This is a genomic window from Lutaonella thermophila (assembly GCF_055387725.1).
Genome location: NZ_AP043783.1, coordinates 133,250 through 158,921 on the forward strand (window position 1 = coordinate 133,250; position 25,672 = coordinate 158,921).

The following is a 25,672-nucleotide window of genomic DNA, read 5'->3' on the forward strand; positions in this document are numbered from 1 at the left end:
TTTTACACTCTATTTAATGCTTCTATTATTTTATTTTCCGGCACACATAATGAAAACCTTATGTACCCCTCACCTTGATCGCCAAAAACTGTTCCGGGTGCTACAAACAAACTTTTAGTATACAGTAAATCATCAACAAAATCTTCTGAAGAAAAACTATTTGACGGAAGTTTTGCCCATACAAACAACCCTGCTGTATTGCTTGCAAAAGTGCAGTTAAGTTTTTGTGCAAGTTGATGTATTAATTTTTTTCGGTTTGCATAAACCGAGTTTAAGGTATTATACCATGCCGGTGCACTTTGTAAGGCCTTCACAGCTCCCTTTTGCACACCATAAAACATTCCGCTATCTATATTGCTTTTTACTTTAGTAATTTGTCTTATAAAGTTGCTATTCCCTAACACCATTCCAACTCGCCAGCCCGCCATATTAAATGTTTTACTCAAAGAGTTTAACTCTATAGCCACATTAAAAGCATTTTCTACCTGTAATATACTTTGTGGTTTATTATTTAAAATAAAACTATACGGATTATCATTTATTAGCAAAATGTTATGTGCTTCTGCAAAACTTATTAATTCTTTAAATTGTTTTAACGTTGCTTTAGCTCCTGTTGGCATATGCGGATAGTTAATCCACATTAGCTTTACCTTATCTAAATTTTGTTTAGATAGTTGATTTAAATCAGGAAACCAATTGTTATCTTCGTTTAAATCATAAAAAACAGGTTGTGCCCCCAACAGTTTAGTTACCGATGCATAGGTAGGATACCCGGGATTTGGAATAAGCACCTTGTCGCCTGCATTTAAGAAAGCCAAACTTATGTGCATAACACCTTCTTTAGAGCCTAATAATGGTAAAATCTCTGTGGCAGCATCTAAATTTACTTGGTATTGAGTTCTGTAAAACTCTGCCATAGCATTACGAAGCTCAGGAAGACCATTGTAGCTTTGGTATTGGTGCGCATTAGAGTTGCTAATTGCTTCTTGCAAAGCAGTAACAACTTCTGCAGGAGGTGCTAAATCCGGACTTCCTATTCCTAAATTTATAATCGGTTTACCCTGCTCTTGCAGCGCACTTACCTCTTTTAATTTTTTAGAAAAGTAATACTCGTTTACACTATGTAAGCGTTCTGCTGCCGTCATAAGTTTGCATTTTTGTATTCGCCTAATACTTTAAAATTTTCTGCCATAATATTTAGCAACGATTTAGCCTTTTGGTAATCTTCATAATCGTTAAAGGTTACATCAACAAAAAAGGCGTATTTCCATGGGGTTTCTATAATAGGAAGTGATTGAATTTTAGTTAAGTTTAGCTTGCAATCACTCATTACATTTAATACTGTAGCCAAACTACCCCTTTTATGATCTAATTGAAATTTTAAAGAAGCTTTGTTAATTTCTTCTTTATTTATAACTCCGTTACTTGTTTTGAGTAATACAAAACGGGTAGCATTATTTTTTATAGTTTGTATGTTTTCGGCAATAATTTCTAAGTTGAATAGCTTTGCAGACAGCTTGCTTGAAATTGCTGCAACCCCCATTAATTTGTTTTCTTGTATTCTTCTAGCAACAGCTGCCGTATCTACATCTTCAACCAATTTAATATGTGGGTATTTTTTAAAAAATTCTTTGCATTGTAATAATGCCATTGGGTGTGAGCAAACCTCTTTTATAGCCATTATATTTTGTCCCGGTAGTGCCAATAAATAATGATGAATGTTTAGGTAATGTTCTGCAACTATATGTAGATTATTGTTATCTATTAAAGCGTAATTTGGTATAATAGAGCCCGCTATAGAGTTTTCTATAGCCATTACCGCTTCATTAGCCTCTTTGCTTAATAAACTATTCACCATAGCATCAAAAGACAAACATTCGTGCAATGCAACATCTGCCCCATAAAACTTTGAAGCTACAATGTGATGGTTTGAACCTTTTATTCCTTGTATGGCTATTTTTTTCTTCATATACAATCAAAAAAAAGTCCCGAGAAAAATCCCGGGACTTCATAAAGCTTGTATTTACCAATACCTATAACTGTCCCGGTCTTTTTCTTAAATAGAAAAAGAAAAAATAAAAACCGTTCCAGAAATACGTATTGACAATCATTTTTAATTGCTTTACTTGATTGCTAAAGTAGCTATTATTTTGAAATAACAAAATGGTTTTTATTATTTTTTTAAGTGTGCTTATTTTTAATCTATATTTTTGCTAAAAACCCACTACATGTCTATAACTGTAAGTAACATAATTAAAACCTACGGAAACCAAACGGCTTTAAATGGTGTCTCGTTTTCTGTAAATAAAGGTGAAGTTATTGGATTTTTAGGTCCTAATGGCGCCGGAAAATCTACCATGATGAAAATTTTAACCACCTATCTACCTGCAGATTCCGGAGAAGCTGTTGTTAACGGTTACAATGTTATTTCCCAAAAAAAACAAGTGCAGCAAAGTATTGGTTATTTACCGGAGCATAATCCTCTGTATTTAGACATGTACGTGAAAGAATATTTGGCCTTTAATGCACATGTTTATGGAGTATCTGCCAAAAAAATAGACACTGTAATTGCAGAAACCGGATTGCTTCCTGAAAGCCATAAAACCATAGGGCAACTCTCTAAAGGATACAGACAACGTGTGGGCTTAGCTGCTGCTTTATTGCACAATCCTGATGTGTTAATTTTAGATGAACCTACTACCGGATTAGATCCAAATCAGCTTGTAGAAATAAGACAATTAATTAAAAACATTGGAAAAGAAAAAACTGTATTGCTTTCTACTCATATTATGAGTGAGGTTGAAGCAATTTGCGATAGGGTTTTAATTATTAATAAAGGTAATTTGGTAGCCGATAAAAAGTTAAGTGATTTAAAAGCTTCTAACACACAAGAAATTATTGTTGAGTTTGATTATAGAGTAGAAACACAGCTTTTAGAAACGCTACCGAATATTACAACCGTAACTAATACTAATAATTTTGTTTACGAGCTTTCTTTTAGTACAACTAAAGATATGCGTCCTGCCATTTTTGATTTTGCCCACGATAATGGCTTAAAAATACTACAGCTAAATCCTAAACATAAAAATTTAGAAAGTTTATTTAGAGAACTAACCACTTAATTATTAGCAGCTTCAATTAAATAGTTGATAATTTTTTTAAACTCTCGGTCTGTTTTAGGGTTTGTAACATTTGTTGCTAATGCAATTACCTTTTTTTGAGCCGGGTATATGTACAAAATAGCATACCCGCCTACTCCGTTACCAATATGCCCAAAATAAGGTCGGTTTTTGTTATCCAAACTAACCTCTAAACCTATACCATAATAAGTGCTTTTTCCATTTATAGTTGGAGGTGTTAAAAATTCACGCATTATTTCTGCAGAAGCAATTGCGTTGTTTAAAAAGGCCTGACCAAGTTTAGCCATATCTTCTGTGGTAGATAGGTATCCGCCGGCTGCCAACTTATAATAATTATTTACCGGCGATGCAGGCTTAAATCCTTTAAATTTAGATTTAGAATAGTAGGTGGCTGCATTGGGGAGCGTATCTGCTTTATCCGGAAAAGTATTTTGCATTTGTAAAGGTTCTAATACTTTTTCTTTTACATACTCATCAAATGGTTTGTTAGCTGCACGCTGCATAGCAACAGATAACAAAACAAAATCGTAACTATTGTATAAATAGTTAGTACCGGGTTTGTACAAAAGCGCATCGTTTTTAAAAACAGTAAGCCCTTCTTCTATACTGTAAGGCTTATTAAGCACATATTCTTTGCCTTTATAACTTCTAAAACCGGCAGTATGAGAGCCTAATTGCCTAATTGTAAAATCGTATTTTTTTTTAGGAAACTCAGGGACGTATTTATAAACAGATGCATCTAAATCTATAAGCCCTTCTTGAACCATTTTTGCTAAAGCTGCAGCAGTAATTGGCTTAGAAACACTTGCTATCCTAAAAATTGTTTTCTTTGGATGTACTGGTGTTTTACTAGTTATGTTAGCATAACCAAAACCGTTTTCATAAAATAATTCTCCGTTTTTTAACACCGTAATTCCCAATCCGGGAACTTTTTTTCTCTTAATTAATTTATGAATTACGCGCTCTACCTTTTTAATATTTCTTGTGGGTTGTTGAGCAAATACAGATTGAATAAAAGATAACAGGCTAAACATTAATAAAATAAATTTTAGGCTACGCATTAGTTATTATAAATTAATTTTCCTTTATAATGTTCTGTAACATCAATAGAATCCGGAATGTTTTTTAAAATTACGTTCCCGGTGCTGTAAATATTTCCGGTTACTTTTTTTATAGGATGCACAATCATATCATTACTGCCTCGATGATAAAATGTTAAGTTATCAATTTTAAAATTTGGGCCTTCAAACCTACCGTTCCCGGAAGCAAATGTAATTGATGCATTTTTGGTATTTCCTGTTATAAAACAATTAGAGAGATTGTTAAATACCAAGCTAAAGTTGTTAGAATCTATGTTTAAATAAAAGTTCCCTGTATTTTGATAGTCTGGGTTTAAATAATCTTCAGAAACTATTCTAAAACTATCAAACTGTAATATACCTTCAGATTTAACATCAAACTGGGTACTACTTCTTATTTCGGTTAAGTTTGGTGAATATACAAAGACTTGTATTGGGTTGTAACTTCTAAACCAGTTGCAATTATTGCTTGTTGCTAGTTCTAAACGATTATTTTTTACACTTACTTTTACCTCTGGTATAAGATTTTTTCCTGCTTTAACAACTACACGCTGTACAGTGTCTTGTTTAATTGTTAAAGCTACTCCTTCAAAAACTACAATACTAGAAAAATTAGCAACTGAAAATTCTTTTGTTACTATAGTTCCGGTTGTTTTAAAACAATCTGGGGCGCTTTCTGAATTACAGGCGCACATACAAAGTATTAGTAGTAAAAAAAATATGTTTCTCATAACCTAACTCCTATTCCAAACTCTACGGCTTCTGCTTTTGCTCCGTGAGATTTTAAAGTAATAGCTCCAAAAAATTTATTTGTAAAATAGTGTTTTAGCCCAACTCTAAAATAGGTTCTTCCCTCAAAATCTACCGGATAATAAACATAATACCCAAGTTGTGTAAGCAGTGATAGTTTATTAATAAATAACTCATGACCCACAAATGCCCCAACCCTTTTATAATCTTCATCTCCTTGTATATTTTCTTCAGGAAATGCTATGCTTTTATACTCAATATATTCTTTTAAGAAATTAGATAAAAACAAGTCGGCCCCAAAGTGAACAGCACTTTTTCTGTTTAAGCGTTTATCTGCATAAGCAGAAAATATGTAAAACGGAAATTGTCCGCTATCAACCACATCACTTTCATTTATTCCGGCTCTAAATGCTACATTAAACTTAATTGGCTCTGTAAAACGCTCTTGTGTTATTTTAGGTTGATAACTTAATGGTTCATCATCTAAATTATATACTACTCCAACGTTGGCCGTAATTGTATTTATACTTGTGTTGGGTGCCTTAACATTAGCATTAGAGTAATGTATTAAAGTTATCCCGGCCTGAAGTCCAAACTTATCTATGAGTCGTTCTTTTTTATATTGCAGCATAACATATGTACTGCTCATAATACGCGATCCGAAAGCTATATTCCTAAAATTGCTTTCTTTATGATACGGATTGGTTGTATATGCTAAACCCTGACCAATTCTGGCAACCAAATTTCTTTTTAAAAAGTAAAAATTATAATGTGCGTACACCCCGTAGTTTTCACCCAAAAACTCATTTTTTAAATTCTGATAGCTTACAGAAAAACCATAATCCGGATAATTGTAAAGGTGTTCCCACTCATTATACCCATACGTTTTTTTATTAAATCCTATAACAAAACCCTCAGGATGTCCGGTTATTAAGTGCTGAATATCTGTATTATGAAGTGCAATTGATCCTTTAAAGTAAGAGACATCTATAAAAGATGTATGTTGTTTTTGTTGAGCTAAACAAGTAAAACTAAAAAGTATAAAAAGAAAAAAAGTTACTTTTTTCATACGCTAATTTGATGAACAAAAGTAACTTTTTTTAAACTGGTTATGCAACCCAAAAAATACTATAAGCCAAATACTTGTTTAACTTGGTCTACATAATCTAATTTTTCCCAGGTAAAGAGCTCTACTTCTTTTTCTACTTTACCATTGTATGGAGATTCGAATACTTTTTTAACTAAACGAGGCTCTTTACCCATATGGCCATACGCTGCAGTTTCTAAATAAATTGGATTTCTAAGTTTTAAACGCTTTTCTATTGCGTACGGACGCATATCAAAAATCTCTTGTACTTTTTTGGCAATTTCACTATCGGTCATATTCACATTAGCCGAGCCAAATGTGTTTACATAAATAGAGGTTGGCTCTACTACTCCAATAGCATAACTAACCTGAACTAAAACCTCGTTTGCAACACCTGCTGCTACTAAGTTTTTAGCAATATGTCTGGCAGCATAAGCAGCACTACGGTCTACTTTGCTTGGGTCTTTTCCACTAAAAGCACCACCACCGTGAGCTCCTTTACCTCCGTAGGTATCTACTATTATCTTTCTTCCGGTAAGTCCTGTATCTCCATGCGGCCCACCAATTACAAACCTTCCGGTAGGATTAATGTGGTACTTTATAGTGTTGTTAAATAATTTTTGAACGTACTCAGGTAACTGCTTAACAACACGAGGAATAAGAATATTTTTAATATCTGCTTCTATTTTTTTTAGCATAGCCTCCTCATTATCATCAAACGGATCGTGTTGTGTAGATACTACAATAGTATCTATTCGTTGAGGCTCATTATCATCATTATACTCTATTGTTACCTGCGCTTTTGCATCGGGGCGTAAATAGGTGATTTCTTTATTTTCTCTTCTGAGTTTTGCTAATTCTTGAAGAATTTTATGAGAAATATCTAAAGCTAATGGCATGTAGTTATGAGTTTCGTTGGTTGCATAACCAAACATCATACCTTGGTCTCCGGCACCTTGCTCTTCTTTATTAGCTCTATCTACTCCTTGGTTTATATCTTGAGATTGCTCATGTATAAGAGAAATTACCCCGCAAGAATCTCCACTAAATTGGTATGCTCCTTTAGTGTAACCAATATTGTTTATAACCTCTCGCGCAATTTGCTGAACATCTAAATATGTATTGCTTTTAACCTCTCCTGCTAAAACCACTTGCCCGGTAGTAACTAATGTTTCGCATGCTACTTTGCTCTCAGGGTCAAAAGCTAAAAAGTTATCTAAAAGTGCATCACTAATTTGATCTGCAATTTTATCTGGGTGTCCTTCACTAACCGATTCGGATGTAAATAAATATGCCATAAATTTTTATTTAAAAATTGAGGATTTTGGTTTGACGTTAAATGCTAAAGAAGTTTACAAGCAAAGTGAAGCCGTGTAACTGCTTTAGCATTTTTTTGCGAGGTTGCAATCAGTCAAATCTATCCTCTTAAAAATTTCAGATGCAAATGTATAAAATTGTTACTACTTATTTTGATTTAGCGATTAGGTTTTAGCCAACAAATACTACAGCAGTACTTTAAACGTTTTATTTAAAACTAAACTATGCGATTATTACTGTTTTTTTTAATTGGATTTTTCTTTTTGGGGAATGCCCAAAAAATGGATACTAAAGATTGGATAGAAGACCTCAACTATATTGAAACAGAGCTCCCTAAGCGCCATATAAACCTTTACAAAAGTATTTCTGAACAAGATTTTAAAACCAAAATAAATACACTTAAAGAGCAAATTTCTGAGCTTGAATCAGAAACTATAATATGGGAGTTAACCAAATTACTATCTGCTATACAAGATAACCATACGTTATTACAATTTTCTATAAATAAGCAATTTCCTGTTGGTTTTGAGTGGCTTTCAGACGGCTATTACATTACCGCAATTTCAAGAGATAACGAAAACTTTATGGCTGCAAAATTATTGGCTATAAATGGTATACCGGTTACAGAACTAGAAAACAAAATCACCACAGTTTTGTATGTTCATAATGCAGCCTCTAAAAAACTTTTAGTAGCAAATGTTTTAAAAAATGTTTCGCTGCTTCAGTATCTTGGTATTGTTTCTAAAAATACTGCTCAACTAAAAGTATTAACACTTAACAACGAACAAAAAACGCTAGCAATAACTTTTAATCCGGAACACAGAAGAGGCGGACAAATGGCTTTTGCCATGCCTAATAAAATCCCTCTATTCAAACAAAACAGCAGGTCTTGGTTTTGGAGCACCAGTATAGATAATAGTACGCTTTATATAAAATATAATGTTAGCAACAGCAGAGAAGCTCTTGTTGCCAACAACACACTAAAAAATGCATCGCCCGGACAAATAGAACGTATTCCTTCTTTTATAGAATTTACCAATGTTATTATTAACGAGCTTAATAGTAAGCCTTATACAAAACTTATTTTTGATATTAGAGGAAATACAGGAGGCCATCCTGAACAAGGCACCAGTTTGCTAAATGCTATTAAAAACACTCAATTTTTTAAAGAAAACGGAAAAGTAGCAACCTTGGTTGATGCAAAGATTTTTTCATCGGCAATTAAAAATATCATTGACAGCAAAAGGCTTTTGAATGCAGTTGTAATCGGACAAGAAACATCGGGTTCACCAAATCATTTTGGCAATATAGAAGTTATGCAACTACCTAATTCTAAATTAAAACTTCAATACAGTACCCATTATTTTAAATTTGGACAAGAAAACGATAAAACTATTAAACCAGATATTGCCGTGCCGGTAACTATTCAGGATTTTATTACCGGAGAAGATCCGGTTTTACAGCAAGCATTATCTATGTAACAAAACATAACCCAATATTACACAAACACTTACGCAAATAAGTAAAAAACCCCTTTCTGTTACCGCGTAGAACTTGTATATTTACCAACTCAAAAGAAATAAAATTACCTAATATAAAATGCAAGCGATGCACGTTGCCATTGCCGGAAATATTGGAGCCGGAAAGACTACACTAACTAAATTATTAGCTAAACATTACAGGTGGGAAGCTCAATTTGAAGATGTTGTAGATAACCCTTATCTGGACGATTTTTACACTCAAATGGAGCGTTGGAGCTTTAACCTTCAAATTTATTTTTTAAACAGCAGATTCAGACAAATTCTCAATATTAGAGAAAGTGGTAAAAAAGTAATTCAAGACCGTACCATTTACGAAGATGCTCACATTTTTGCTCCTAACCTGCACGCTATGGGGTTAATGACAAATAGAGACTTTAACAACTACAAGTCGTTGTTTGAGTTAATGGAGAGCTTGGTGCAACCCCCGGATTTATTAATTTATTTACGAAGCTCTATCCCTAATCTTGTAAAACAAATTCACAGAAGAGGTCGTGATTACGAGAACTCTATTTCTATAGATTACCTAAGTAGATTAAACGAGCGTTACGAAGCTTGGATTCATGGTTACGATAAAGGTAAATTACTAATTATAGATGTAGATAATATTAACTTTGTAGATAACCCGGAAGACCTTGGTGAAATTATAAACAGGGTTGACGCTGAACTTCATGGGTTATTTTAACCAAAAGTAAAAGCTATGAAATTAAACAGTATAAAAACAATATGGGGCTTAGCCCTTTTTTTGTTTGGTAACATAGCAATTGGCCAACAAGACACATTACAAACTACAAAGCCAAATACTTGGCAAATTATAAAGTATGACACTAAGAGCTTTGTTAAAAATATGGGGTACAGTCTTTCTGCTCCAATCCGATGGGATAAAGATGATTTTTTAACAGCCGGAGGTGTTGTTATTGGAACTGTCTTACTTCATACTATAGATGATGAAGCTCAAGTTTACTTTAAAGAGCAAGGAGAGCATGCACCAAAACTTATTAGAGACACAGGATGGTATTTTGGAAGCCCTCAAAACTTTTTTTTAATTTCCGGTGGTGTTTATGGGGTTGGCCTCTTAACAAAAAACCAAAAGGTTAGAAAAACTGCTGTTCTAATCATATCGTCTGCAGCAACTTCCGGTTTAATTCAATCTATTAGTAAAACGGTAGTAGGAAGAGCCAGACCCGGCAATGAAACCGGCAAGTTTGATTTTGATCCATTTAGCAAAGAATCGGGTTATCATTCTTTTCCTTCAGGCCATACAACGCTTTCTATTTCTATGGCTCATTCAATTGCTAAACAGTTTGATAATATTTGGGTTAAAGCAGGAATTTATGCTGTTGGAGCTATAGCTCCAATTTCAAGACTATGGGATAATGCACATTGGGTAACCGATATTTTTATTGGTACAGCATTAAGTATTGCCGTTGTAGATTGCATAGACAACTACATGAAAAAAGAAAACAGATACCCGGAAGGGTACTCTACAAAAAAGAGAAAAATCTCATGGCACATTCAGCCCGGTTATAATAAAATTGGTCTGGTAGGAACATTTTAAAAAAACAAAAAACCACGCTTTTCGCGTGGTTTTTTTAACAATAAATGAGCAATTAATTTTCTTCTTCTACTTCTTTTACTTTTATAATATCCACTCTAATAACATCTTCGTTTTTTAACTCATTAATTTTAGAAGATACTTCTTCATCAGTACCTTCTATAACCTGCGTGGTAGTTTTAGTAACCCCATTTTCAGTAATAGTAGTAGTGATAGTTGCCGTAACAATACCATCATTATTTTTAGTTTTTTCTACTTTAACCTCTTTCTCTGCATGCTCATTGGTTTCTTTAATAAACTTTGCATCTTTTCCTTTTACTATTTTAACAACATGCTCTTGGCCATCAGAATCTACCCAAACATTTACTTCTTGGTTTTTTTCTGATGATTCTAAAGCGTGTCCGCCAAGTATAGGAGCAATTACTAAACCAACCAAGCATGTAAGCTTAATTAAAATATTCATAGAAGGGCCTGATGTATCTTTAAACGGATCACCAACGGTGTCTCCGGTTACTGCAGCTTTATGAGCATCAGAACCTTTGTAGGTCATCTCTCCATTAATTTCTACTCCGGCTTCAAATGATTTTTTAGCATTATCCCAAGCACCTCCGGCATTATTCTGAAAAATAGCCCACATAACACCACTTACACAAACTCCGGCCATATAACCCCCAAGCGGTTCTGCTCCAAAAACTAATCCTATAATAATAGGTGTTATTATAGTAATTAAGCCCGGTAATAACATTTCGCGTAAGGCTGCTTGTGTAGAGATAGCCACACATTTACCATATTCTGGCTTTCCGGTACCTTCCATAATACCTGGAATTTCTTTAAACTGTCTTCTTACTTCTTGTACCATTTGCATTGCTGCTTTTCCGACAGATTTCATGGCTAAAGCCGAGAAAACAACCGGAATCATACCACCTACAAATAAAGCAGCTAATACATCGGCTTTAAAAATATTAATCCCATCTATTCCGGTAAACGTTACATAGGCAGCAAATAGAGCTAAAGCAGTTAAGGCAGCCGAAGCAATAGCAAACCCTTTACCAACTGCTGCTGTAGTGTTTCCTACAGAATCTAAAATATCTGTACGTTCTCTTACTTCCGGATCCAGTTCGCTCATTTCGGCAACTCCACCTGCATTATCGGCTATTGGGCCAAAAGCATCTATGGCTAATTGCATTGCTGTTGTAGCCATCATGGCAGAAGCAGCTAAAGCAACCCCATAAAAACCAGCTAATACATACGACCCATAAATTGCAGCTGCAAAAAGTAACACCGACCAAAAAGTTGATTTCATACCAACGGCTAAACCGGCAATAATGTTAGTTGCTGCTCCGGTTGATGAATTCTGAACAATATCTAAAACAGGTTTTTTTCCTAACGATGTATAGTAAGCTGTTACAAACGATATAAGTGCTCCTACAGCTAACCCTATACAAGCTGCAAAAAACACATGCATAGAAGGAACTGTTTTATAACCTTCGCCAAAAAACTTCATAGTCATGTTTTCCGGCAACATGAAATCTATTAAAAACCAACTGGCTGCCAACGTTATTAAAATTGCTGTCCAGTTACCCATATCTAATGCTTTTTGCACCTGGGCTTCTTTAGCATCATTACTTGATATTTTAACTAAAAAGGTTCCTAATATAGAAGCTACAACACCAACCCCGGCTATCACAACCGGTAGTAATATTGGCCCCATATTATTAAAATCATCTGTAAAACCTCCATTTACAGACATGTCTTTAATAACATAATTACCAAGTACCATGGCTGCTAAAACAGTAGCCACATACGAGCCAAACAAATCGGCTCCCATACCGGCTACATCGCCCACATTATCTCCTACATTATCGGCAATTGTTGCCGGATTACGTGGATCATCTTCCGGAATACCGGCTTCTACCTTACCCACTAAATCAGCACCAACATCGGCTGCTTTAGTATAAATTCCACCTCCAACACGGGCAAATAACGCTATGCTTTCTGCTCCTAAAGAAAATCCCGCCAGAGCTTCTAGCACTATGGTCATTTCTGTATAAAAATTATCACCTCCGGTTATAAACTGGTTGGTAAAAATTAAAAAGAATAAACTTAACCCTAACACAGCTAAACCGGCAACGCCTAAGCCCATTACTGTACCTCCGCTAAACGATACTTTTAAGGCTTGTGGCAAACTGGTTTTGGCTGCTTCTGCCGTTCTGGTATTAGCCTCTGTTGCAATACGCATTCCAATATTTCCGGCTAAAGCAGAAAAAATAGCTCCGAAAATAAAAGCCGGAACTATAAGCCAGTGGGTAGTTTCTACTATGGTAGAGATAATGTATAATGCCACTGCAGCAATTAAGGCAAATACGGCAAGCAATCTGTATTCTGCACTTAAGAAAGCTAAAGCGCCTTCTTTAATACTTTTAGAAATGCTTTGCATTTTCTCGTTGCCCGGGGCTTGCTTTTTTACCCAAATCATTTTAATGAACATAAATAGCAGCCCTACAATTGCCAATGCAATTGGCACATAAATCATGTTTGCTTCCATAAACTAAAGTCTTGGTTTTGGTTAATAGTTGGTAAATGTACTAAAATAGCCCAGAAATAAAAAAGCAATAATGCAGTTGCATTATTGCTTTTTTTAACAATTATTTTTTTGGGAGTGTTTACTTTATTGTAAACATTTCTTCGGTTACTTTTTCTTTTGATGCCTGAAATCTATCAATACACTTATCTATAATTTCCCAAGCTTCTTCTACATTACCCCAACCTTCTACATCTACTTTTTTGTGCTCAAGATCTTTGTACACTTTAAAAAAGTGCTCAATCTCTTTCTTTTGGTGAGGGTTCATATCGTCTAAATCATTTAATTTATTCCAGATCGGGTCTGAAACCGGCACACAAACAATTTTCTCATCCGGACCTTTTTCATCGGCCATATGGAATACTCCAATTGGCTTAACCTCCATTACACACCCCGGAAATGTTGGTTCTGTTACTAATACTAAAACATCTAACGGGTCTCCATCTAATGCTAATGTTTCCGGAATAAAACCATAGTCTGCCGGATAATGCATAGATGAAAATATCATACGGTCATAGCGTATTTTTTTTAGTTTAAAATCGTATTCGTACTTATTACGACTCCCTTTTGGAATTTCTATTAAAACATCAAACGATTTTAGTTTTGCTGCACTCATTATCTATCTCTTTTTTTAAAGCGGCTGCAAAGGTAGTAAACTGTTTGTCTCTAACCAACAGGATTTAAGTTGTTTTTGGTTAAGTTAAGATTAACTTTTTATTAAAAATGAAATCCTAATGCTCCTGTTATAGCAAACTTTCTGGCGTTAGGATTATCTAGATAGTTTCCTCTAAAATTAAAGTCTATTCTAAACACCTTGAAAATGTTACCCACTCCAAATGAATATTCCCAATATACTTTATCTGAAGGAGCCATTAAAGGAATGTTTGTTGGTGCACTTAAATTTATATTTGCTTGCGAAAGCTCTCCCCAAGCTCCGCGTAACCCAACAATTTCACGTAAATTAAAATCTCTTAACCAAGGTATTCTAGAAAATAAACGTCCGTTAAAATTATGCTCTAAATGCAGTGTTGCATAAGTGTCTGTTACAAATTCGTAAAAATCTAAATTTGGGAACGTATTAAAAATAGAAAAATAGGTTTGGTTACCCGGAATTACACTTAGCAATCCTAACGTAACCTCTCCGTAGGTTTTACCAACTTCAAGCAAACTAAACAAACGCCCAAAACCTCCTATTTGCCATGGTTGTCTGTAGTAGAACTGTATTTTTTTGTATTCAAAATCACTATCTAAAAAGCCTTCAAGTCCTTTAGTGTAATTCACAAAAATTCTGGCATACTCATCTGTTATTTCTTTACGCTCTACACCGTAGCCTATAGTTTCTCTGCCTGGTGTGTAGGTTACAGACATATTAATATCAAACTGCCTAATTTTATTGGCTATACCGGAAGGGCTTTCTGCATCTATATAAGACAAACTAAAAGCTTCGGGTAAAGCAGATTGTAGCGTTCTGTATGATGTGCCAAAGCTGAAGTTTAAGTTTTTAAAAGGCTCTATTTGTATAGAAGCTGTTGTTAGGTTTATATTGGTGAGTTTATCGTTTGCACCGGCAGAAAATATTGATGAGGAGGCAAAGCTACGCCCCAGCACATCGTTGGTAGCTGTTAGGCTAACTCCAAGCTGCTCTATATCCCTTCTGTTCCCGGCAGAAAATATGAGTCGCATTTTCCGATCTAATAAAAACTTACCGGAAAAACCGTATTTAAATTTATTGTCTTTAAATCCATAAGCTAAGTATCCTTCTAAACGCCAAGTATCATTTTGACCAAAATAAGTTCTGGCCCCTGTGCGTAATCTTATTCCTTCGGCATCATTAAAGCCAAACGTTGAAAATATTGGTCCGTAATCTATATTCCATTTATCAAACTCTATGTATCCCGAAGCTAAAATTGAACCCCAGTTATAAAGTCTTTTAAATTTTGGAACTGTTTTTAACGTATCTAATAACTTATAAATCCCCGTTTCGTCTTTATTAAGCTCTTCTAATCTGTTTTGTTTCCAGAACTCATCACTTCTTTTGTATACCACCGGATTGTATGGATCTACTCGAGTATCGTAAAAAGATTTAGGTTTTTCTTTGTTAAAAACGTAGTTATCAAAAACAGTGGTTCGCTTACCGTAAACGCCTCGTGATTTTTCTTTTTTACTTAAACTGAAATCACTTAACATATAGTCTCGTTTAAGCAAAAAAACAGAATCGTTTAACACCTCAAATTCTTGCTCAATATAAATTTCTTTAACCCAGTTTATATTAGCGCTTTTAGTTACTTGAAGATTTATTTTTTTTATAGCGTAAGTGGTATCGTTTACCCAAAAATCTCCTTTAAAGGTTAGCTCATTTTTTCTTCTTGGATAATATACAATGTTATAACACCATTTATTGCCTATGTATGCGCTATCTATTAACACATAATTATAGGTGTCTACTCCGGTTTTAGAAAGCGGACTAACGAAGCTTTTATCAAAAAACTTTAAATAATTGTCATATATATTATAGTCTGCATATAAATCTTGCACAAAAGCAATAATACTTTGGTTAGTTTCAAAGCCAGAGTTTTTATTCCCTATTAAGTCTTCTTTATGTTTTTTAAGTTTGTTGTCTCCGTAAACCTTATAAAAAGCTTCATTTATAAAAATAGGTAAGTAGGTTTTTCCGGTTATTCGTGAGGTATCTAAATCTTCAAAAACAAACTCTAATCCTTTAAACAATTTACTTTTTATAAGAGCACTATCTATGGTGTTTAAATCAAATTCAACTTTCTCGTACTTATCAAATTGATATTGATTAAATTTTTTAAGTCCGTTTTGATGTTTCTTAGCCCATATTTTTTTTAAAATTTCTACTGCCGGATTATTTTTTTTAGGCTGATTGCCGGAGTAAACCACAACCTCATCTAATTGTTCTCCTTCGGGTAGCGTTATCGTTAAATTGTAGGTTGTTTTTTGCGTAAGCTCTATCTCTTGAGTAGCGTAACCAATAAAAGATACAACCAGCGTATTGTAATTGTTATCTGACTCTAAATAAAACCTACCATCATCATTTGTAATTGTTCCTTCAGAAGAGTTTTTAAATAATACATTAGCAAATGCAACAGGATCTCCGTTTTGGTCTATTACCATACCACTTACTTTGGTTTGAGCTAAACCAAAAAACGGGAGTAACAGTATTGCAATCCAAAAAAAGCTCCTCATAGGTATATAAACATAATAACTTCATCAACAAAAAGCCGATGAAGTTATTATAACGGTATTAATTACTTTAAATTATTTGTATAACACTTTCTTAACAGCCTTAATTACATCGTTGTAATTTGGCAACCACTCTTCTAAAAGTACCGGAGAGTATGGTGCCGGAGTGTCGGCTGTATTAAGTTTTATTATTGGCGCATCTAAATAATCAAATGCTTTTTCTTGTACCTGGTATGTAATTTCTGTTGATACGTTACCAAATGGCCATGCTTCTTCTAAAATTACCAGTCTGTTAGTTTTTTTAACCGACTTAAGAATTGTATCATGATCCATTGGTCTAACGGTACGTAAATCAATTATTTCACAAGAAATACCTTCTTTCGCTAACTCATCTGCAGCCTTATAAGCTTCTTTAATAATTTTTCCAAAAGACACTATCGTAACATCTGTTCCTTCACGTTTTATATCGGCAACCCCAAGCGGTATGGTATATTCTCCTTCAGGCACCTCTCCTTTGTCTCCGTACATTTGCTCAGACTCCATAAAAATAACAGGGTCATCATCTCTAATAGCCGATTTTAATAATCCTTTAGCATCGTACGGGTTAGAAGGAACAACCACTTTTAATCCCGGACAATTAGCATACCAACTTTCAAAAGCTTGTGAGTGTGTAGCTGCCAACTGCCCTGCAGAAGCTGTAGGACCTCTAAACACAATAGGGCAATTAAACTGTCCGCCAGACATTTGGCGAATTTTAGCTGCATTGTTAATTATTTGGTCTATCCCAACCAGAGAGAAATTAAATGTCATAAACTCAATTATAGGCCTGTTACCATTCATAGCAGAGCCTACGCCTACTCCGGCAAAACCAAGTTCAGAAATTGGAGTATCTATTACACGGTCCGGGCCAAACTCGTCTAACATTCCTTTAGAGGCTTTATAAGCACCATTGTACTCTGCTACCTCTTCTCCCATTAAGTAAACCGATTCATCTCGGCGCATTTCTTCACTCATGGCCTCTGCTATGGCCTCTCTAAATTGTATTGTTCTCATAATATTAATTAACAATGTTTAGATTTTGCCTTAAAAAAAATGAAGGCATGCAAAAATAGCAATTATTACAAGAAAACAATCGCATCTTTTTAACGAAAATTTATTATGCACGCATAGGAAATAATTAGAATTTTAATTAACTTCGTAACCTCATAAAACAAATCTATTACATCAATGAAAATATTAGTGTGCATAAGTCACGTTCCAGACACTACATCTAAAATAAATTTTACTGATGGTGATACCAAATTTGACACAAACGGTGTGCAATTTGTAATAAACCCTAATGACGAGTTTGGGTTAACCAGAGCAATGTGGTTTAAAGAAAAACAAGGAGCAACCGTTACTGTTGTTAATGTTGGCGGGCCTGAAACAGAACCTACACTTCGCAAAGCACTAGCAATAGGTGCAGACGATGCAATTAGAGTTAATGCCCAACCAACCGACGGCTTTTTTGTTGCCAAACAATTAGCTAAAGTTGCTCAAGATGGTGGTTACGATTTAATTATTTGTGGTCGTGAATCTATTGATTACAATGGCGGGATGGTTCCGGGAATGTTAGCAACTTTCTTAGGCGCTAACTTTGTAAATACCTGTATAGGATTGGAGGTTGAAGGGAATACTGCTAAAGCGGTTAGAGAAATAGATGGTGGTAAAGAAACCTTAGAAACTTCACTTCCTTTAGTAATTGGAGGCCAAAAAGGTTTAGTTGAAGAAAGCGACCTTAGAATTCCGAATATGAGAGGTATTATGATGGCTAGACAAAAAAAGTTAACTGTTGTTGAACCAGTTGATGCTACCATAGCAACCTCTTCGGTTAAATTCGAAAAACCGGCTCCAAAAGGTGATGTTAAATTAGTTGATCCGGAAAATCTTGATCAATTAATTGATTTACTTCATAACGAAGCCAAAGTAATTTAATCTGTTTATTAAGCTTAACGCTTTAATTTAAAAAAAGAAAAACCATGTCAGTTTTAGTATATACAGAAAGCGAAAACGGAAAATTTAAAAAAATAGCTTTCGAAGCTGCTTCTTATGCTAAAGAAGTAGCCAAACAACTCAATACAACAGTTACTGCTGTGGCAGTAAATGCCGATAATACAAGTGAGCTTGGCACCTATGGTGTAGACAAAGTGCTGCATATTAAAAACAATGATTTAAGCACTTTTAATGCCAACGCTTATGCAAGTATAGTAAAGCAAGCAGCAGAAAAAGAAAATGCTACAATAATTGTTGTAAGTTCTAGTGCAGATAGCAAATACATGGCACCAATGTTAGCTGCCTCTTTAGAAGCCGGTTATGTATCTAACGTTGTAGCATTGCCTGAGAGCACAGACCCTTTTAAAGTTAAAAGAACTGCTTTTAGTAACAAAGCATTTGTAGTTTCAGAAATTACTACCAATGTAAAGGTATTAGGGGTATCAAAAAATGCTTTCGGATTGGTAGAAAATCCAGCAAATGCTACAGAAGAAGATTTTAACCCAACACTTCCAGAAAATGCTTTTGCAGTAAAATCTACGGCTGTAGATAAGGCAACAGGAAAAGTAACAATTGCCGATGCAGAAATTGTTGTTTCTGGAGGTAGAGGATTAAAAGGTCCTGAAAATTGGGGAATGATTGAAGAACTTGCCGATGTTCTTGGTGCTGCAACAGCTTGCTCTAAACCTGTTTCTGATTTAGGGTGGAGACCTCATAGCGAACACGTAGGGCAAACCGGAAAACCGGTAGCTGCCAACTTATATATAGCTGTTGGTATCTCTGGTGCTATACAACACTTAGCAGGTATTAACGCATCTAAAGTAAAGGTAGTTATCAACACAGATCCGGAAGCACCTTTCTTTAAAGCTGCAGATTATGGAGTTGTAGGTGATGCTTTTGAGGTAGTACCTAAACTAATAGAAAAATTAAAAGAATTTAAAGCGCAAAACGCGTAATTTTTGCTAAATTGTGCCCAATAGGGCTGTCTAAATAATGGTTGCGCCCTTGTTTAGACAGCCTTTTTTTAGTTAGGTATAACTATGAGTTTAGTAAGGTTAAATATAAAAGGTATTTCGTATAGCCAAACACAAAACGGAGCTTATGCGCTCATTCTCAATGAAGTAGATGGCGAACGAAAACTTCCAATTGTTATAGGTGCTTTCGAAGCCCAGTCTATTGCAATAGCACTTGAAAAAGAAATTAAACCACCAAGACCCCTAACTCACGACTTGTTTAAAAATTTTGCCGATAGGTTTGATATTCAAATTAAACAAGTTATTATTCACAAATTAGTTGATGGTGTATTTTACTCAAGCATTATCTGTGAGCGCGATAAAATAGAAGAAATAATAGACGCCAGAACAAGCGATGCCATAGCGTTAGCCTTACGTTTTAATGCACCTATTTTTACTTACAAAACCATCTTAGATAAAGCTGGTATTTATTTAAAATTTTCACCAAAAGAAGAAGATGAAGATTCAGAAAAAGATGCTATAGATGAAAGCATTATGGTAGATGAAGTCTCTCAAGAAGGCGCTACCACATCTGATGAACAGTATAACAAACTTTCACTAAGCGAGTTACACGACTTGCTAAAAAAGGCCGTTGCTAATGAAGATTATGAAAAGGCCGCCAAAATTCGAGACGAAATTTCTAAACGAGAAAAGTAGCAACTAACTCTACATGCTGATGAAAAAAATCACGACCGCAATTTTTGTCTTTTTGTTATTTTCCACAACACTTATAGCTCAAGAATTAGAAGGTAAATGGCAGTTTGAAGGGATTTATAACGAAAAAAACGAATCTTTATTCCCGATAGACAGCACAGACACAATAACATTTAATAAAGGTGCTTTCTCCTATTCCTTAAAAGCAAAAAACAACTTAAAAGCCTCGGGAGATTATTTGTATCAGTACAGCCTTCTTGTTTTTTATTACGATTCTCCTAAAGATACCATTAGAAAATACAAAATCACTACTCTTACAGATAGCACTTTAGTTTTTAAAGAAAAAGGTATAAGCTACTCTTTTACTAAAGCTATCGAAAAAAATACAGCTCCCATTACAGCAGAAACTACCTCTAAAATTATTCCGAATCAAGGTTTTACCCTTACCAGTTTTTTAAGAGGCGCCTTAGGAATGTTGGCACTATTACTTCTTGCTTATTTATTAAGCAGTAAACGTAGTGCCATAAACTGGAAAACGGTTGGTATTGGCTTAAGTGCTCAGCTTTTATTGGCTTTCGGTGTTTTAAAAGTACCTTTTATTCAAAAAGCTTTTGAATTTGTTGGAAGCATATTTGTTTTAATTTTAGATTTTACCCGTGCCGGAAGTGAGTTTCTGTTAGGCGGTTTAATGAATGTAGAGTCGTTTGGATTTATATTTTTATTTCAAGTACTCCCTACCATTATTTTCTTCTCTGCACTAACCTCATTGCTGTTTTATTTAGGTGTTATACAAATTGTTGTAAAAGGTATGGCTTGGGTATTAACCAAATTAATGGGTATCTCTGGTGCAGAAAGCTTAAGTGTTGCCGGTAATATATTCTTAGGTCAAACCGAAGCTCCGTTAATGATTAAAGCCTATTTAGAACGCATGACTCGTTCTGAAATTTTATTAGTAATGGTTGGTGGTATGGCTACTGTTGCCGGTGGAGTTTTAGCAGCTTACATTGGTTTTCTAGGAGGAGATGACCCTGTTTTACGTTTACAATTTGCCAAACACTTACTTGCAGCATCTGTTATGGCAGCACCTGGAGCTATTGTAATTTCTAAAATGCTTTACCCGCAACAAGACCCAATTAATAAAGATGTACATGTTTCATCAGATAAAATTGGTTCTAACATTTTAGATTCTATTGCTAACGGAACCACCGAAGGTTTAAAATTAGCAGCCAATGTTGGTGCTATGCTTTTAGTGTTTATAGCTTTTATTGCACTTATTAATTACTTTTTAGGGTGGCTGGGCAATATTACTTCATTAAATACCATACTGGCAGAGCACACCCCTTACGATAGTTTCTCACTCGAGTCTATTCTCGGATTTATTTTTGCTCCTTTAATGTGGCTTATAGGCGTTGCAAAAGAAGATATGATGTTAATGGGGCAACTTCTGGGGATTAAATTAGCAGCCAGTGAGTTTGTTGGATACATACAATTAGCAGAACTTAAAAATGCTGCAAATATCACACATTTAACCTATCAAAAATCAGTAATTATGGCCACGTACATGCTTTGTGGCTTTGCAAATTTTGCATCAATAGGAATACAAATTGGTGGTATAGGCTCTTTAGCACCGGGACAACGCAAAACTTTATCAGAATTTGGGTTAAAAGCTGTAATTGGGGGTACTTTAGCATCACTCCTTTCAGCAACAATTGCCGGAATGATTATAGGTTAATTTTAGTTGATAAACTTTTAATAAATCAAAAGCTTTTCAAGGTAAATTTGAAAAGCTTTTTTCTATTTTTAACTGCAAATTCAACACCCATGAAGCAGTATCACAACCTTTTAAAGCATGTGTTAGAAAACGGTCATTTTAAAAGCGACCGAACCGGCACCGGAACTCTTAGTGTTTTTGGTTACCAAATGCGATTTGATTTAAGTGAAGGTTTTCCTTTAGTAACTACAAAAAAACTTCATGTAAAATCTATAATTCATGAACTTTTATGGTTTTTAAAAGGAGATACCAATATTAAATATCTTCAAGAAAACGGTGTTAGAATTTGGAATGAATGGGCCGATGAAAATGGTGATTTAGGCCCGGTATACGGACATCAATGGCGTAATTGGAATAGTGAAGGGATTGATCAAATTAAAGAAGTTATACATACTATTAAAACCAACCCTGATAGTCGTAGAATGTTGGTTTCTGCCTGGAATCCGTCGGTTTTACCCGACACTTCAAAATCTTTTAGTGAAAATGTTGCAGAAGGAAAGGCTGCACTTCCTCCTTGTCATGCTTTTTTTCAGTTTTATGTAGCAAATGGCAAATTATCTTGTCAGCTTTACCAACGTAGCGCAGATATTTTTCTGGGTGTACCATTTAACATAGCTTCTTATGCATTACTTACCATGATGGTAGCGCAGGTTTGTAATTTAGAACCCGGAGATTTTGTGCATACTTTTGGCGATGCGCATATTTACAGTAATCATTTAGAGCAAGTAAAGCTACAGCTTTCAAGAGAACCCAGACAACTCCCAAAAATGATTTTAAACAAGAATGTTACAGACATTTTTGATTTTACATACGATGATTTTACGTTAGTAGATTATAACCCGCATCCGCATATAAAAGGTGCTGTGGCTGTGTAAAACTAATTGTTTATGACAAGCAAAAAACAGAAAACATTTGATATTGAACAGCATGAGCTAGTAGAAAATGCTCAAAATCGTATTAAACAAAAAAAACGTTTATACTACCATTTTGTTGTTTTTTTGGTAGGAGGTGTTTTCTTGATTATTGCTAATAAATTTTTAAACGTATGGGCTGAAGTTGATTGGTTTGTTTGGGCTATTATATTTTGGGCTTTTTTATTAATTATTCATGTAATAAATGTTTTTGTTACTAATAGATTTTTAGGAAAAGAATGGGAACGAAAACAACGAGAAAAACTAATAGCCAAACAAGAAGCTAAAATTGCTAAAATTGAGAATGAAATTCTGAATGAAAGTAACCCTGACGATGTAAAAAAAAACCTCGAGCCATGATAACAATTATTGCTGCAGCCGGAGAAAATAATGAGCTTGGCAAAGACAATGATTTAGTTTGGCACTTACCGGATGATTTTAAGAGGTTTAAACAACTTACTACCGGACATTACATAATAATGGGAAGAAAAACATTTGAAAGCTTCCCTAAACCTCTTCCTAATAGAACACATGTAATTATTACCAGACAAAAAAATTATAATCCTAAAGGCACCATTGTTGTACACTCTTTAAAAGAAGCTATAGAAGCTGCTAAAAACGATTCGCAGCCTTTTATTATTGGAGGCGGAGAAATCTATAAACAAAGTCTTGATGTAGCTGATAAAATTGAGCTAACAAGAGTACACGGAACTTTTGAAGCCGATACTTTTTTTCCTGATATTAATGAAGATGAGTGGGAACTTGTTAATAAAGAGTACCACCCGGCAGACGATAGGCACAAATACCCTTTTACTTACTTAACATACTTAAAAAAGTAAAATGCTTTCTAATAGCATAATTACATATATACAAGAACAGCTGGAATGTTCTGTAAAAAATCAAACACCCTTAACCGGTGGAGACATTAACAACGTTTATTGTTTACAGACAGACAAAAAAACTTTAGTTGTTAAAGTAAACACACCCGAGTTTTATAATATGCTTAAAACCGAGGAAAAGGGGTTAAAGCTATTACAAAGTACAAACACCTTTACAATTCCGGAAACTTACGGTGCTTTTAAAACACAAAACCATGCTTTTTTAGTATTAGAATATATTAGTAACGGCAAACCTACTACTGATTTTTGGATAAACTTTGCCCAACAATTAGCCTTACTACATAAAAATTCTAACTCCTATTTTGGTTTAGACCACAACAACTACATCGGTACATTACCACAGTACAATAACTACGAACATGATGCTGCAGATTTTTATATAAATTGGCGATTAGAGCCTCAAATTAAACTAGCTGAAAGCAAAGGATATTCTTTTAAAAAAATCGAAACATTTTATTCTAAAATTGCAACTATTATTCCTAAAGAAAAACCCGCCTTATTGCATGGCGATTTATGGAATGGTAATTATATAGTTACTCAAAATGGTGCGCCTTGTTTAATTGATCCTGCTGTTTCTTATGGCTCTAGAGAACAAGATTTAGCCATGATGTTATTGTTTGGCGGTTTTCCGGATACTTTATTTAATTATTACAACGAGATATATCCTTTAACACATAATTGGAAAGAAAGAGTGCTTGTATGGCAATTATACTACATATTGGTTCATGTTAATTTATTTGGCGGAAGCTATTACCAATCTGCATTAAACATCATTAACAAGTTTAGCTAAAACTCTTTGTAGGTTACTTTCACGTTGGTTTTTTGAGGTACAAATTGCTCTAAAATTAAGGGATCAGCATTGGTGTAAAACTTGTATTCCGGGAGTTTTGTTGTTACATTTAACATATTTTGTTGTTGTAAAACAGCTTTAGTTTGTTTTGCAACAGCTTCACCAGAATCTATTATTTTTACATGCTTAGGGAGTATTTTTTTTAATAGTGGTAGTAAGTAAGGATAGTGAGTACAACCTAAAACCAAATGATCTATGTTTTGGGTAAGCATAGGTTCTATATACTGCCGTAACAACTTTTCTGTTTGTTTGCTTTGTCCTAATCCAGCCTCAATTAATTGCACTAAACCCTCTCCTACTTGCTCTACAACCGTAACATCGCCTCCGTATAAATTTACTGTTTTATGAAAAAGCTCGCTATTAAGTGTGCCTTTAGTAGCTAAAATACCAATAGCACCTGTTTGAGTTTGCAATGCTGCAGGTTTTATTGCTGGTTCTATACCAATAAAAGGTACTTTAAATTTTCTTCTTAACAAACTAATTGCATTGGTGGTGGCTGTATTGCAGGCAACAATAATTAATTTACAGTCGTGATTTAATAAGAGCTCTGTATTTTTAAAGCTAAGGGTTATAATTTCTGATTGACTTTTAACTCCATACGGAGCATTTTTACTATCTGCCAAATAAAGTGTATTCTCTTGAGGTAATAAAGCTATAAGTTCCTTCCAGATAGAAGTACCGCCAACACCAGAATCAAAAATACCTATGGGTTTTGTGCTCATTATAACAAAAATAAAAAAAGCCCGCTTTTAGCGGGCAGTTTTAAACAGTATTGTTTATTATAAATTAGAATCCTAATTCTTTTTTAACGTCTGCTTCTAAATCTTTACCATCAGCAACAATTAAACCACTTGCATCCATAACATATTGGTATCCTTGTGCTCTAGCAACTTTTTTAATAGCATTACGAAGCTTATCTAAAATAGGCTGATAAAGCTCCATTTGTTTTTTCTGAATTTCTTGAGCTGCACTTTGCTCTGCTTCTGCTATATTTTTCTCAAAGTTTTGAAGTTCTAATGCACGCTTATCATTTTCTTCTTTTGTTTTGTTAGGAGCTTCATTTTTATACTGATTGTACTTGTTTCTTAACTCTGCAACAGAACTTTGTAAATCGGCCTTGTAGGTTTCTTCTAATTTTTTAAGTTCTGCCTGAGCAGCTTTCATCTCCGGCATTTCGCTCAATACTTTTTGAACGTCTATATGAGCTATTTTGCTTTGTGCATTAACAAATGTAGTAGCTCCAACAAATAGTACAATAGCAACTGCTAACTTTTTGAACTGTTTCATGA

At 34.5% G+C, this 25,672-nt stretch carries 24 protein-coding genes; 12 read left to right on the forward strand and 12 right to left on the reverse strand.

What is annotated here, in order from left to right; translation table 11 throughout:
- Nucleotides 1–2: 2 nt before the first annotated feature.
- Together ACZ5CF_RS00695 and ACZ5CF_RS00700 are read right to left on the reverse strand one after the other, a co-directional pair.
- Entirely contained in the window at nt 3–1,145 is a 1,143-nt protein-coding gene (locus tag ACZ5CF_RS00695) for a pyridoxal phosphate-dependent aminotransferase (protein WP_464579697.1), read from the reverse strand.
- A complete protein-coding gene (locus ACZ5CF_RS00700) occupies nt 1,142–1,969 on the reverse strand; it encodes a prephenate dehydratase (RefSeq protein ID WP_464579698.1) in 828 nt (275 codons plus the stop codon). Before ACZ5CF_RS00700 ends, ACZ5CF_RS00695 begins: the two co-directional genes overlap by 4 nt.
- Nucleotides 1,970–2,228: 259 nt before the next feature.
- Between ACZ5CF_RS00700 and gldA the strand changes: the two genes are divergently transcribed.
- Nucleotides 2,229–3,122 (forward strand): gliding motility-associated ABC transporter ATP-binding subunit GldA, encoded by an 894-nt coding sequence (gene gldA, locus ACZ5CF_RS00705; protein ID WP_464579700.1) that lies wholly within the window; start codon nt 2,229–2,231, stop codon nt 3,120–3,122.
- Here gldA and ACZ5CF_RS00710 read toward each other — a convergent pair.
- The 4 genes from ACZ5CF_RS00710 to metK are packed head-to-tail and all read right to left on the reverse strand — an operon-like array spanning nt 3,119 to nt 7,354.
- Nucleotides 3,119–4,174, reverse strand: coding sequence for a serine hydrolase domain-containing protein (locus tag ACZ5CF_RS00710; protein WP_464579702.1), 1,056 nt, complete (start codon nt 4,172–4,174; stop codon nt 3,119–3,121). The two genes, gldA and ACZ5CF_RS00710, sit on opposite strands and share 4 nt — an antisense overlap.
- Before the next feature lie 26 nt (nt 4,175–4,200).
- Complete coding sequence (locus ACZ5CF_RS00715) at nt 4,201–4,950, reverse strand: head GIN domain-containing protein (protein ID WP_464579703.1); 750 nt, start codon at nt 4,948–4,950, stop codon at nt 4,201–4,203.
- A complete protein-coding gene (locus ACZ5CF_RS00720) occupies nt 4,947–6,038 on the reverse strand; it encodes an acyloxyacyl hydrolase (RefSeq protein WP_464579704.1) in 1,092 nt (363 codons plus the stop codon). Before ACZ5CF_RS00720 ends, ACZ5CF_RS00715 begins: the two co-directional genes overlap by 4 nt.
- A gap of 59 nt (nt 6,039–6,097) precedes the next feature.
- On the reverse strand, nt 6,098–7,354 hold the full coding sequence (gene metK, locus ACZ5CF_RS00725) for a methionine adenosyltransferase (RefSeq protein WP_464579705.1): 1,257 nt from the start codon (nt 7,352–7,354) through the stop codon (nt 6,098–6,100).
- Between the two features lie 243 nt (nt 7,355–7,597).
- Here metK and ACZ5CF_RS00730 point away from each other — a divergent pair, with 243 nt between their 5' ends.
- The 3 genes from ACZ5CF_RS00730 (at nt 7,598) to ACZ5CF_RS00740 (ending at nt 10,469) form a co-directional block, all read left to right on the forward strand.
- Complete coding sequence (locus ACZ5CF_RS00730) at nt 7,598–8,854, forward strand: S41 family peptidase (RefSeq protein WP_464579706.1); 1,257 nt, start codon at nt 7,598–7,600, stop codon at nt 8,852–8,854.
- Between the two features lie 127 nt (nt 8,855–8,981).
- A complete protein-coding gene (locus ACZ5CF_RS00735) occupies nt 8,982–9,596 on the forward strand; it encodes a deoxynucleoside kinase (RefSeq protein WP_464580854.1) in 615 nt (204 codons plus the stop codon).
- Between the two features lie 15 nt (nt 9,597–9,611).
- Nucleotides 9,612–10,469, forward strand: a complete 858-nt coding sequence (locus tag ACZ5CF_RS00740; protein WP_464579707.1) for a phosphatase PAP2 family protein — start codon at nt 9,612–9,614, stop codon at nt 10,467–10,469.
- Nucleotides 10,470–10,521: 52 nt separating this feature from the next.
- Here the strand turns inward: ACZ5CF_RS00740 and ACZ5CF_RS00745 are convergent, their stop codons facing one another.
- From ACZ5CF_RS00745 to ACZ5CF_RS00760, 4 genes are all read right to left on the reverse strand, one after another.
- Nucleotides 10,522–13,011, reverse strand: a complete 2,490-nt coding sequence (locus ACZ5CF_RS00745) for a sodium-translocating pyrophosphatase (RefSeq protein ID WP_464579709.1) — start codon at nt 13,009–13,011, stop codon at nt 10,522–10,524.
- Between the two features lie 118 nt (nt 13,012–13,129).
- Nucleotides 13,130–13,663 carry an inorganic diphosphatase gene (locus tag ACZ5CF_RS00750; protein WP_464579711.1) on the reverse strand — a complete coding sequence of 178 codons (534 nt, stop codon included), beginning with the start codon at nt 13,661–13,663 and terminating at the stop codon, nt 13,130–13,132.
- A gap of 101 nt (nt 13,664–13,764) precedes the next feature.
- Nucleotides 13,765–16,257, reverse strand: a complete 2,493-nt coding sequence (locus tag ACZ5CF_RS00755; protein ID WP_464579712.1) for a DUF5686 family protein — start codon at nt 16,255–16,257, stop codon at nt 13,765–13,767.
- Nucleotides 16,258–16,329: 72 nt separating this feature from the next.
- The gene (locus tag ACZ5CF_RS00760) at nt 16,330–17,307 is read right to left on the reverse strand and encodes a pyruvate dehydrogenase complex E1 component subunit beta (RefSeq protein WP_464579713.1); all 978 of its coding nucleotides are present in this window, start codon (nt 17,305–17,307) and stop codon (nt 16,330–16,332) included.
- 174 nt (nt 17,308–17,481) lie between these two features.
- Here ACZ5CF_RS00760 and ACZ5CF_RS00765 point away from each other — a divergent pair, with 174 nt between their 5' ends.
- The 8 genes from ACZ5CF_RS00765 (at nt 17,482) to ACZ5CF_RS00800 (ending at nt 24,323) form a co-directional block, all read left to right on the forward strand.
- Nucleotides 17,482–18,228: an electron transfer flavoprotein subunit beta/FixA family protein gene (locus tag ACZ5CF_RS00765; RefSeq protein ID WP_464579714.1), complete on the forward strand. Its 747-nt coding sequence runs from the start codon at nt 17,482–17,484 to the stop codon at nt 18,226–18,228.
- Nucleotides 18,229–18,272: 44 nt separating this feature from the next.
- On the forward strand, nt 18,273–19,241 hold the full coding sequence (locus tag ACZ5CF_RS00770) for an electron transfer flavoprotein subunit alpha/FixB family protein (protein WP_464579715.1): 969 nt from the start codon (nt 18,273–18,275) through the stop codon (nt 19,239–19,241).
- Between the two features lie 84 nt (nt 19,242–19,325).
- Nucleotides 19,326–19,955 (forward strand): bifunctional nuclease family protein, encoded by a 630-nt coding sequence (locus ACZ5CF_RS00775; RefSeq protein WP_464579716.1) that lies wholly within the window; start codon nt 19,326–19,328, stop codon nt 19,953–19,955.
- A gap of 19 nt (nt 19,956–19,974) precedes the next feature.
- The gene (locus tag ACZ5CF_RS00780) at nt 19,975–21,684 is read left to right on the forward strand and encodes a nucleoside transporter C-terminal domain-containing protein (protein ID WP_464579717.1); all 1,710 of its coding nucleotides are present in this window, start codon (nt 19,975–19,977) and stop codon (nt 21,682–21,684) included.
- An 89-nt stretch (nt 21,685–21,773) separates the two neighbouring features.
- Nucleotides 21,774–22,598 (forward strand): thymidylate synthase, encoded by an 825-nt coding sequence (locus ACZ5CF_RS00785; protein WP_464579718.1) that lies wholly within the window; start codon nt 21,774–21,776, stop codon nt 22,596–22,598.
- Nucleotides 22,599–22,610: 12 nt separating this feature from the next.
- On the forward strand, nt 22,611–22,994 hold the full coding sequence (locus tag ACZ5CF_RS00790) for a 2TM domain-containing protein (protein WP_464579720.1): 384 nt from the start codon (nt 22,611–22,613) through the stop codon (nt 22,992–22,994).
- Complete coding sequence (locus ACZ5CF_RS00795; RefSeq protein ID WP_464579722.1) at nt 22,991–23,473, forward strand: dihydrofolate reductase; 483 nt, start codon at nt 22,991–22,993, stop codon at nt 23,471–23,473. Before ACZ5CF_RS00790 ends, ACZ5CF_RS00795 begins: the two co-directional genes overlap by 4 nt.
- Before the next feature lies 1 nt (nt 23,474).
- On the forward strand, nt 23,475–24,323 hold the full coding sequence (locus ACZ5CF_RS00800; protein WP_464579723.1) for a fructosamine kinase family protein: 849 nt from the start codon (nt 23,475–23,477) through the stop codon (nt 24,321–24,323).
- On the opposite strand, the gene murI is transcribed toward ACZ5CF_RS00800, so the two are convergent.
- Nucleotides 24,320–25,105 carry a glutamate racemase gene (gene murI / locus ACZ5CF_RS00805; RefSeq protein WP_464579724.1) on the reverse strand — a complete coding sequence of 262 codons (786 nt, stop codon included), beginning with the start codon at nt 25,103–25,105 and terminating at the stop codon, nt 24,320–24,322. The genes ACZ5CF_RS00800 and murI overlap by 4 nt on opposite strands.
- 64 nt (nt 25,106–25,169) lie before the next feature.
- Nucleotides 25,170–25,670: an OmpH/Skp family outer membrane protein gene (locus ACZ5CF_RS00810; protein ID WP_464579726.1), complete on the reverse strand. Its 501-nt coding sequence runs from the start codon at nt 25,668–25,670 to the stop codon at nt 25,170–25,172.
- Between the last annotated feature and the right edge of the window lie 2 nt (nt 25,671–25,672).

What these genes read in the sequence shown, in the direction of transcription:
- ACZ5CF_RS00695 (WP_464579697.1), bottom strand. Translation starts at nt 1,145, where the DNA reads ATGACGGCAGCAGAACGCTTACATAGTGTAAACGAGTATTACTTTTCT.
- ACZ5CF_RS00700 (WP_464579698.1), bottom strand. Translation starts at nt 1,969, where the DNA reads ATGAAGAAAAAAATAGCCATACAAGGAATAAAAGGTTCAAACCATCAC.
- gldA (WP_464579700.1), top strand. Translation starts at nt 2,229, where the DNA reads ATGTCTATAACTGTAAGTAACATAATTAAAACCTACGGAAACCAAACG.
- ACZ5CF_RS00710 (WP_464579702.1), bottom strand. Translation starts at nt 4,174, where the DNA reads ATGTTTAGCCTGTTATCTTTTATTCAATCTGTATTTGCTCAACAACCC.
- ACZ5CF_RS00715 (WP_464579703.1), bottom strand. Translation starts at nt 4,950, where the DNA reads ATGAGAAACATATTTTTTTTACTACTAATACTTTGTATGTGCGCCTGT.
- ACZ5CF_RS00720 (WP_464579704.1), bottom strand. Translation starts at nt 6,038, where the DNA reads ATGAAAAAAGTAACTTTTTTTCTTTTTATACTTTTTAGTTTTACTTGT.
- metK (WP_464579705.1), bottom strand. Translation starts at nt 7,354, where the DNA reads ATGGCATATTTATTTACATCCGAATCGGTTAGTGAAGGACACCCAGAT.
- ACZ5CF_RS00730 (WP_464579706.1), top strand. Translation starts at nt 7,598, where the DNA reads ATGCGATTATTACTGTTTTTTTTAATTGGATTTTTCTTTTTGGGGAAT.
- ACZ5CF_RS00735 (WP_464580854.1), top strand. Translation starts at nt 8,982, where the DNA reads ATGCACGTTGCCATTGCCGGAAATATTGGAGCCGGAAAGACTACACTA.
- ACZ5CF_RS00740 (WP_464579707.1), top strand. Translation starts at nt 9,612, where the DNA reads ATGAAATTAAACAGTATAAAAACAATATGGGGCTTAGCCCTTTTTTTG.
- ACZ5CF_RS00745 (WP_464579709.1), bottom strand. Translation starts at nt 13,011, where the DNA reads ATGGAAGCAAACATGATTTATGTGCCAATTGCATTGGCAATTGTAGGG.
- ACZ5CF_RS00750 (WP_464579711.1), bottom strand. Translation starts at nt 13,663, where the DNA reads ATGAGTGCAGCAAAACTAAAATCGTTTGATGTTTTAATAGAAATTCCA.
- ACZ5CF_RS00755 (WP_464579712.1), bottom strand. Translation starts at nt 16,257, where the DNA reads ATGAGGAGCTTTTTTTGGATTGCAATACTGTTACTCCCGTTTTTTGGT.
- ACZ5CF_RS00760 (WP_464579713.1), bottom strand. Translation starts at nt 17,307, where the DNA reads ATGAGAACAATACAATTTAGAGAGGCCATAGCAGAGGCCATGAGTGAA.
- ACZ5CF_RS00765 (WP_464579714.1), top strand. Translation starts at nt 17,482, where the DNA reads ATGAAAATATTAGTGTGCATAAGTCACGTTCCAGACACTACATCTAAA.
- ACZ5CF_RS00770 (WP_464579715.1), top strand. Translation starts at nt 18,273, where the DNA reads ATGTCAGTTTTAGTATATACAGAAAGCGAAAACGGAAAATTTAAAAAA.
- ACZ5CF_RS00775 (WP_464579716.1), top strand. Translation starts at nt 19,326, where the DNA reads ATGAGTTTAGTAAGGTTAAATATAAAAGGTATTTCGTATAGCCAAACA.
- ACZ5CF_RS00780 (WP_464579717.1), top strand. Translation starts at nt 19,975, where the DNA reads ATGAAAAAAATCACGACCGCAATTTTTGTCTTTTTGTTATTTTCCACA.
- ACZ5CF_RS00785 (WP_464579718.1), top strand. Translation starts at nt 21,774, where the DNA reads ATGAAGCAGTATCACAACCTTTTAAAGCATGTGTTAGAAAACGGTCAT.
- ACZ5CF_RS00790 (WP_464579720.1), top strand. Translation starts at nt 22,611, where the DNA reads ATGACAAGCAAAAAACAGAAAACATTTGATATTGAACAGCATGAGCTA.
- ACZ5CF_RS00795 (WP_464579722.1), top strand. Translation starts at nt 22,991, where the DNA reads ATGATAACAATTATTGCTGCAGCCGGAGAAAATAATGAGCTTGGCAAA.
- ACZ5CF_RS00800 (WP_464579723.1), top strand. Translation starts at nt 23,475, where the DNA reads ATGCTTTCTAATAGCATAATTACATATATACAAGAACAGCTGGAATGT.
- murI (WP_464579724.1), bottom strand. Translation starts at nt 25,105, where the DNA reads ATGAGCACAAAACCCATAGGTATTTTTGATTCTGGTGTTGGCGGTACT.
- ACZ5CF_RS00810 (WP_464579726.1), bottom strand. Translation starts at nt 25,670, where the DNA reads ATGAAACAGTTCAAAAAGTTAGCAGTTGCTATTGTACTATTTGTTGGA.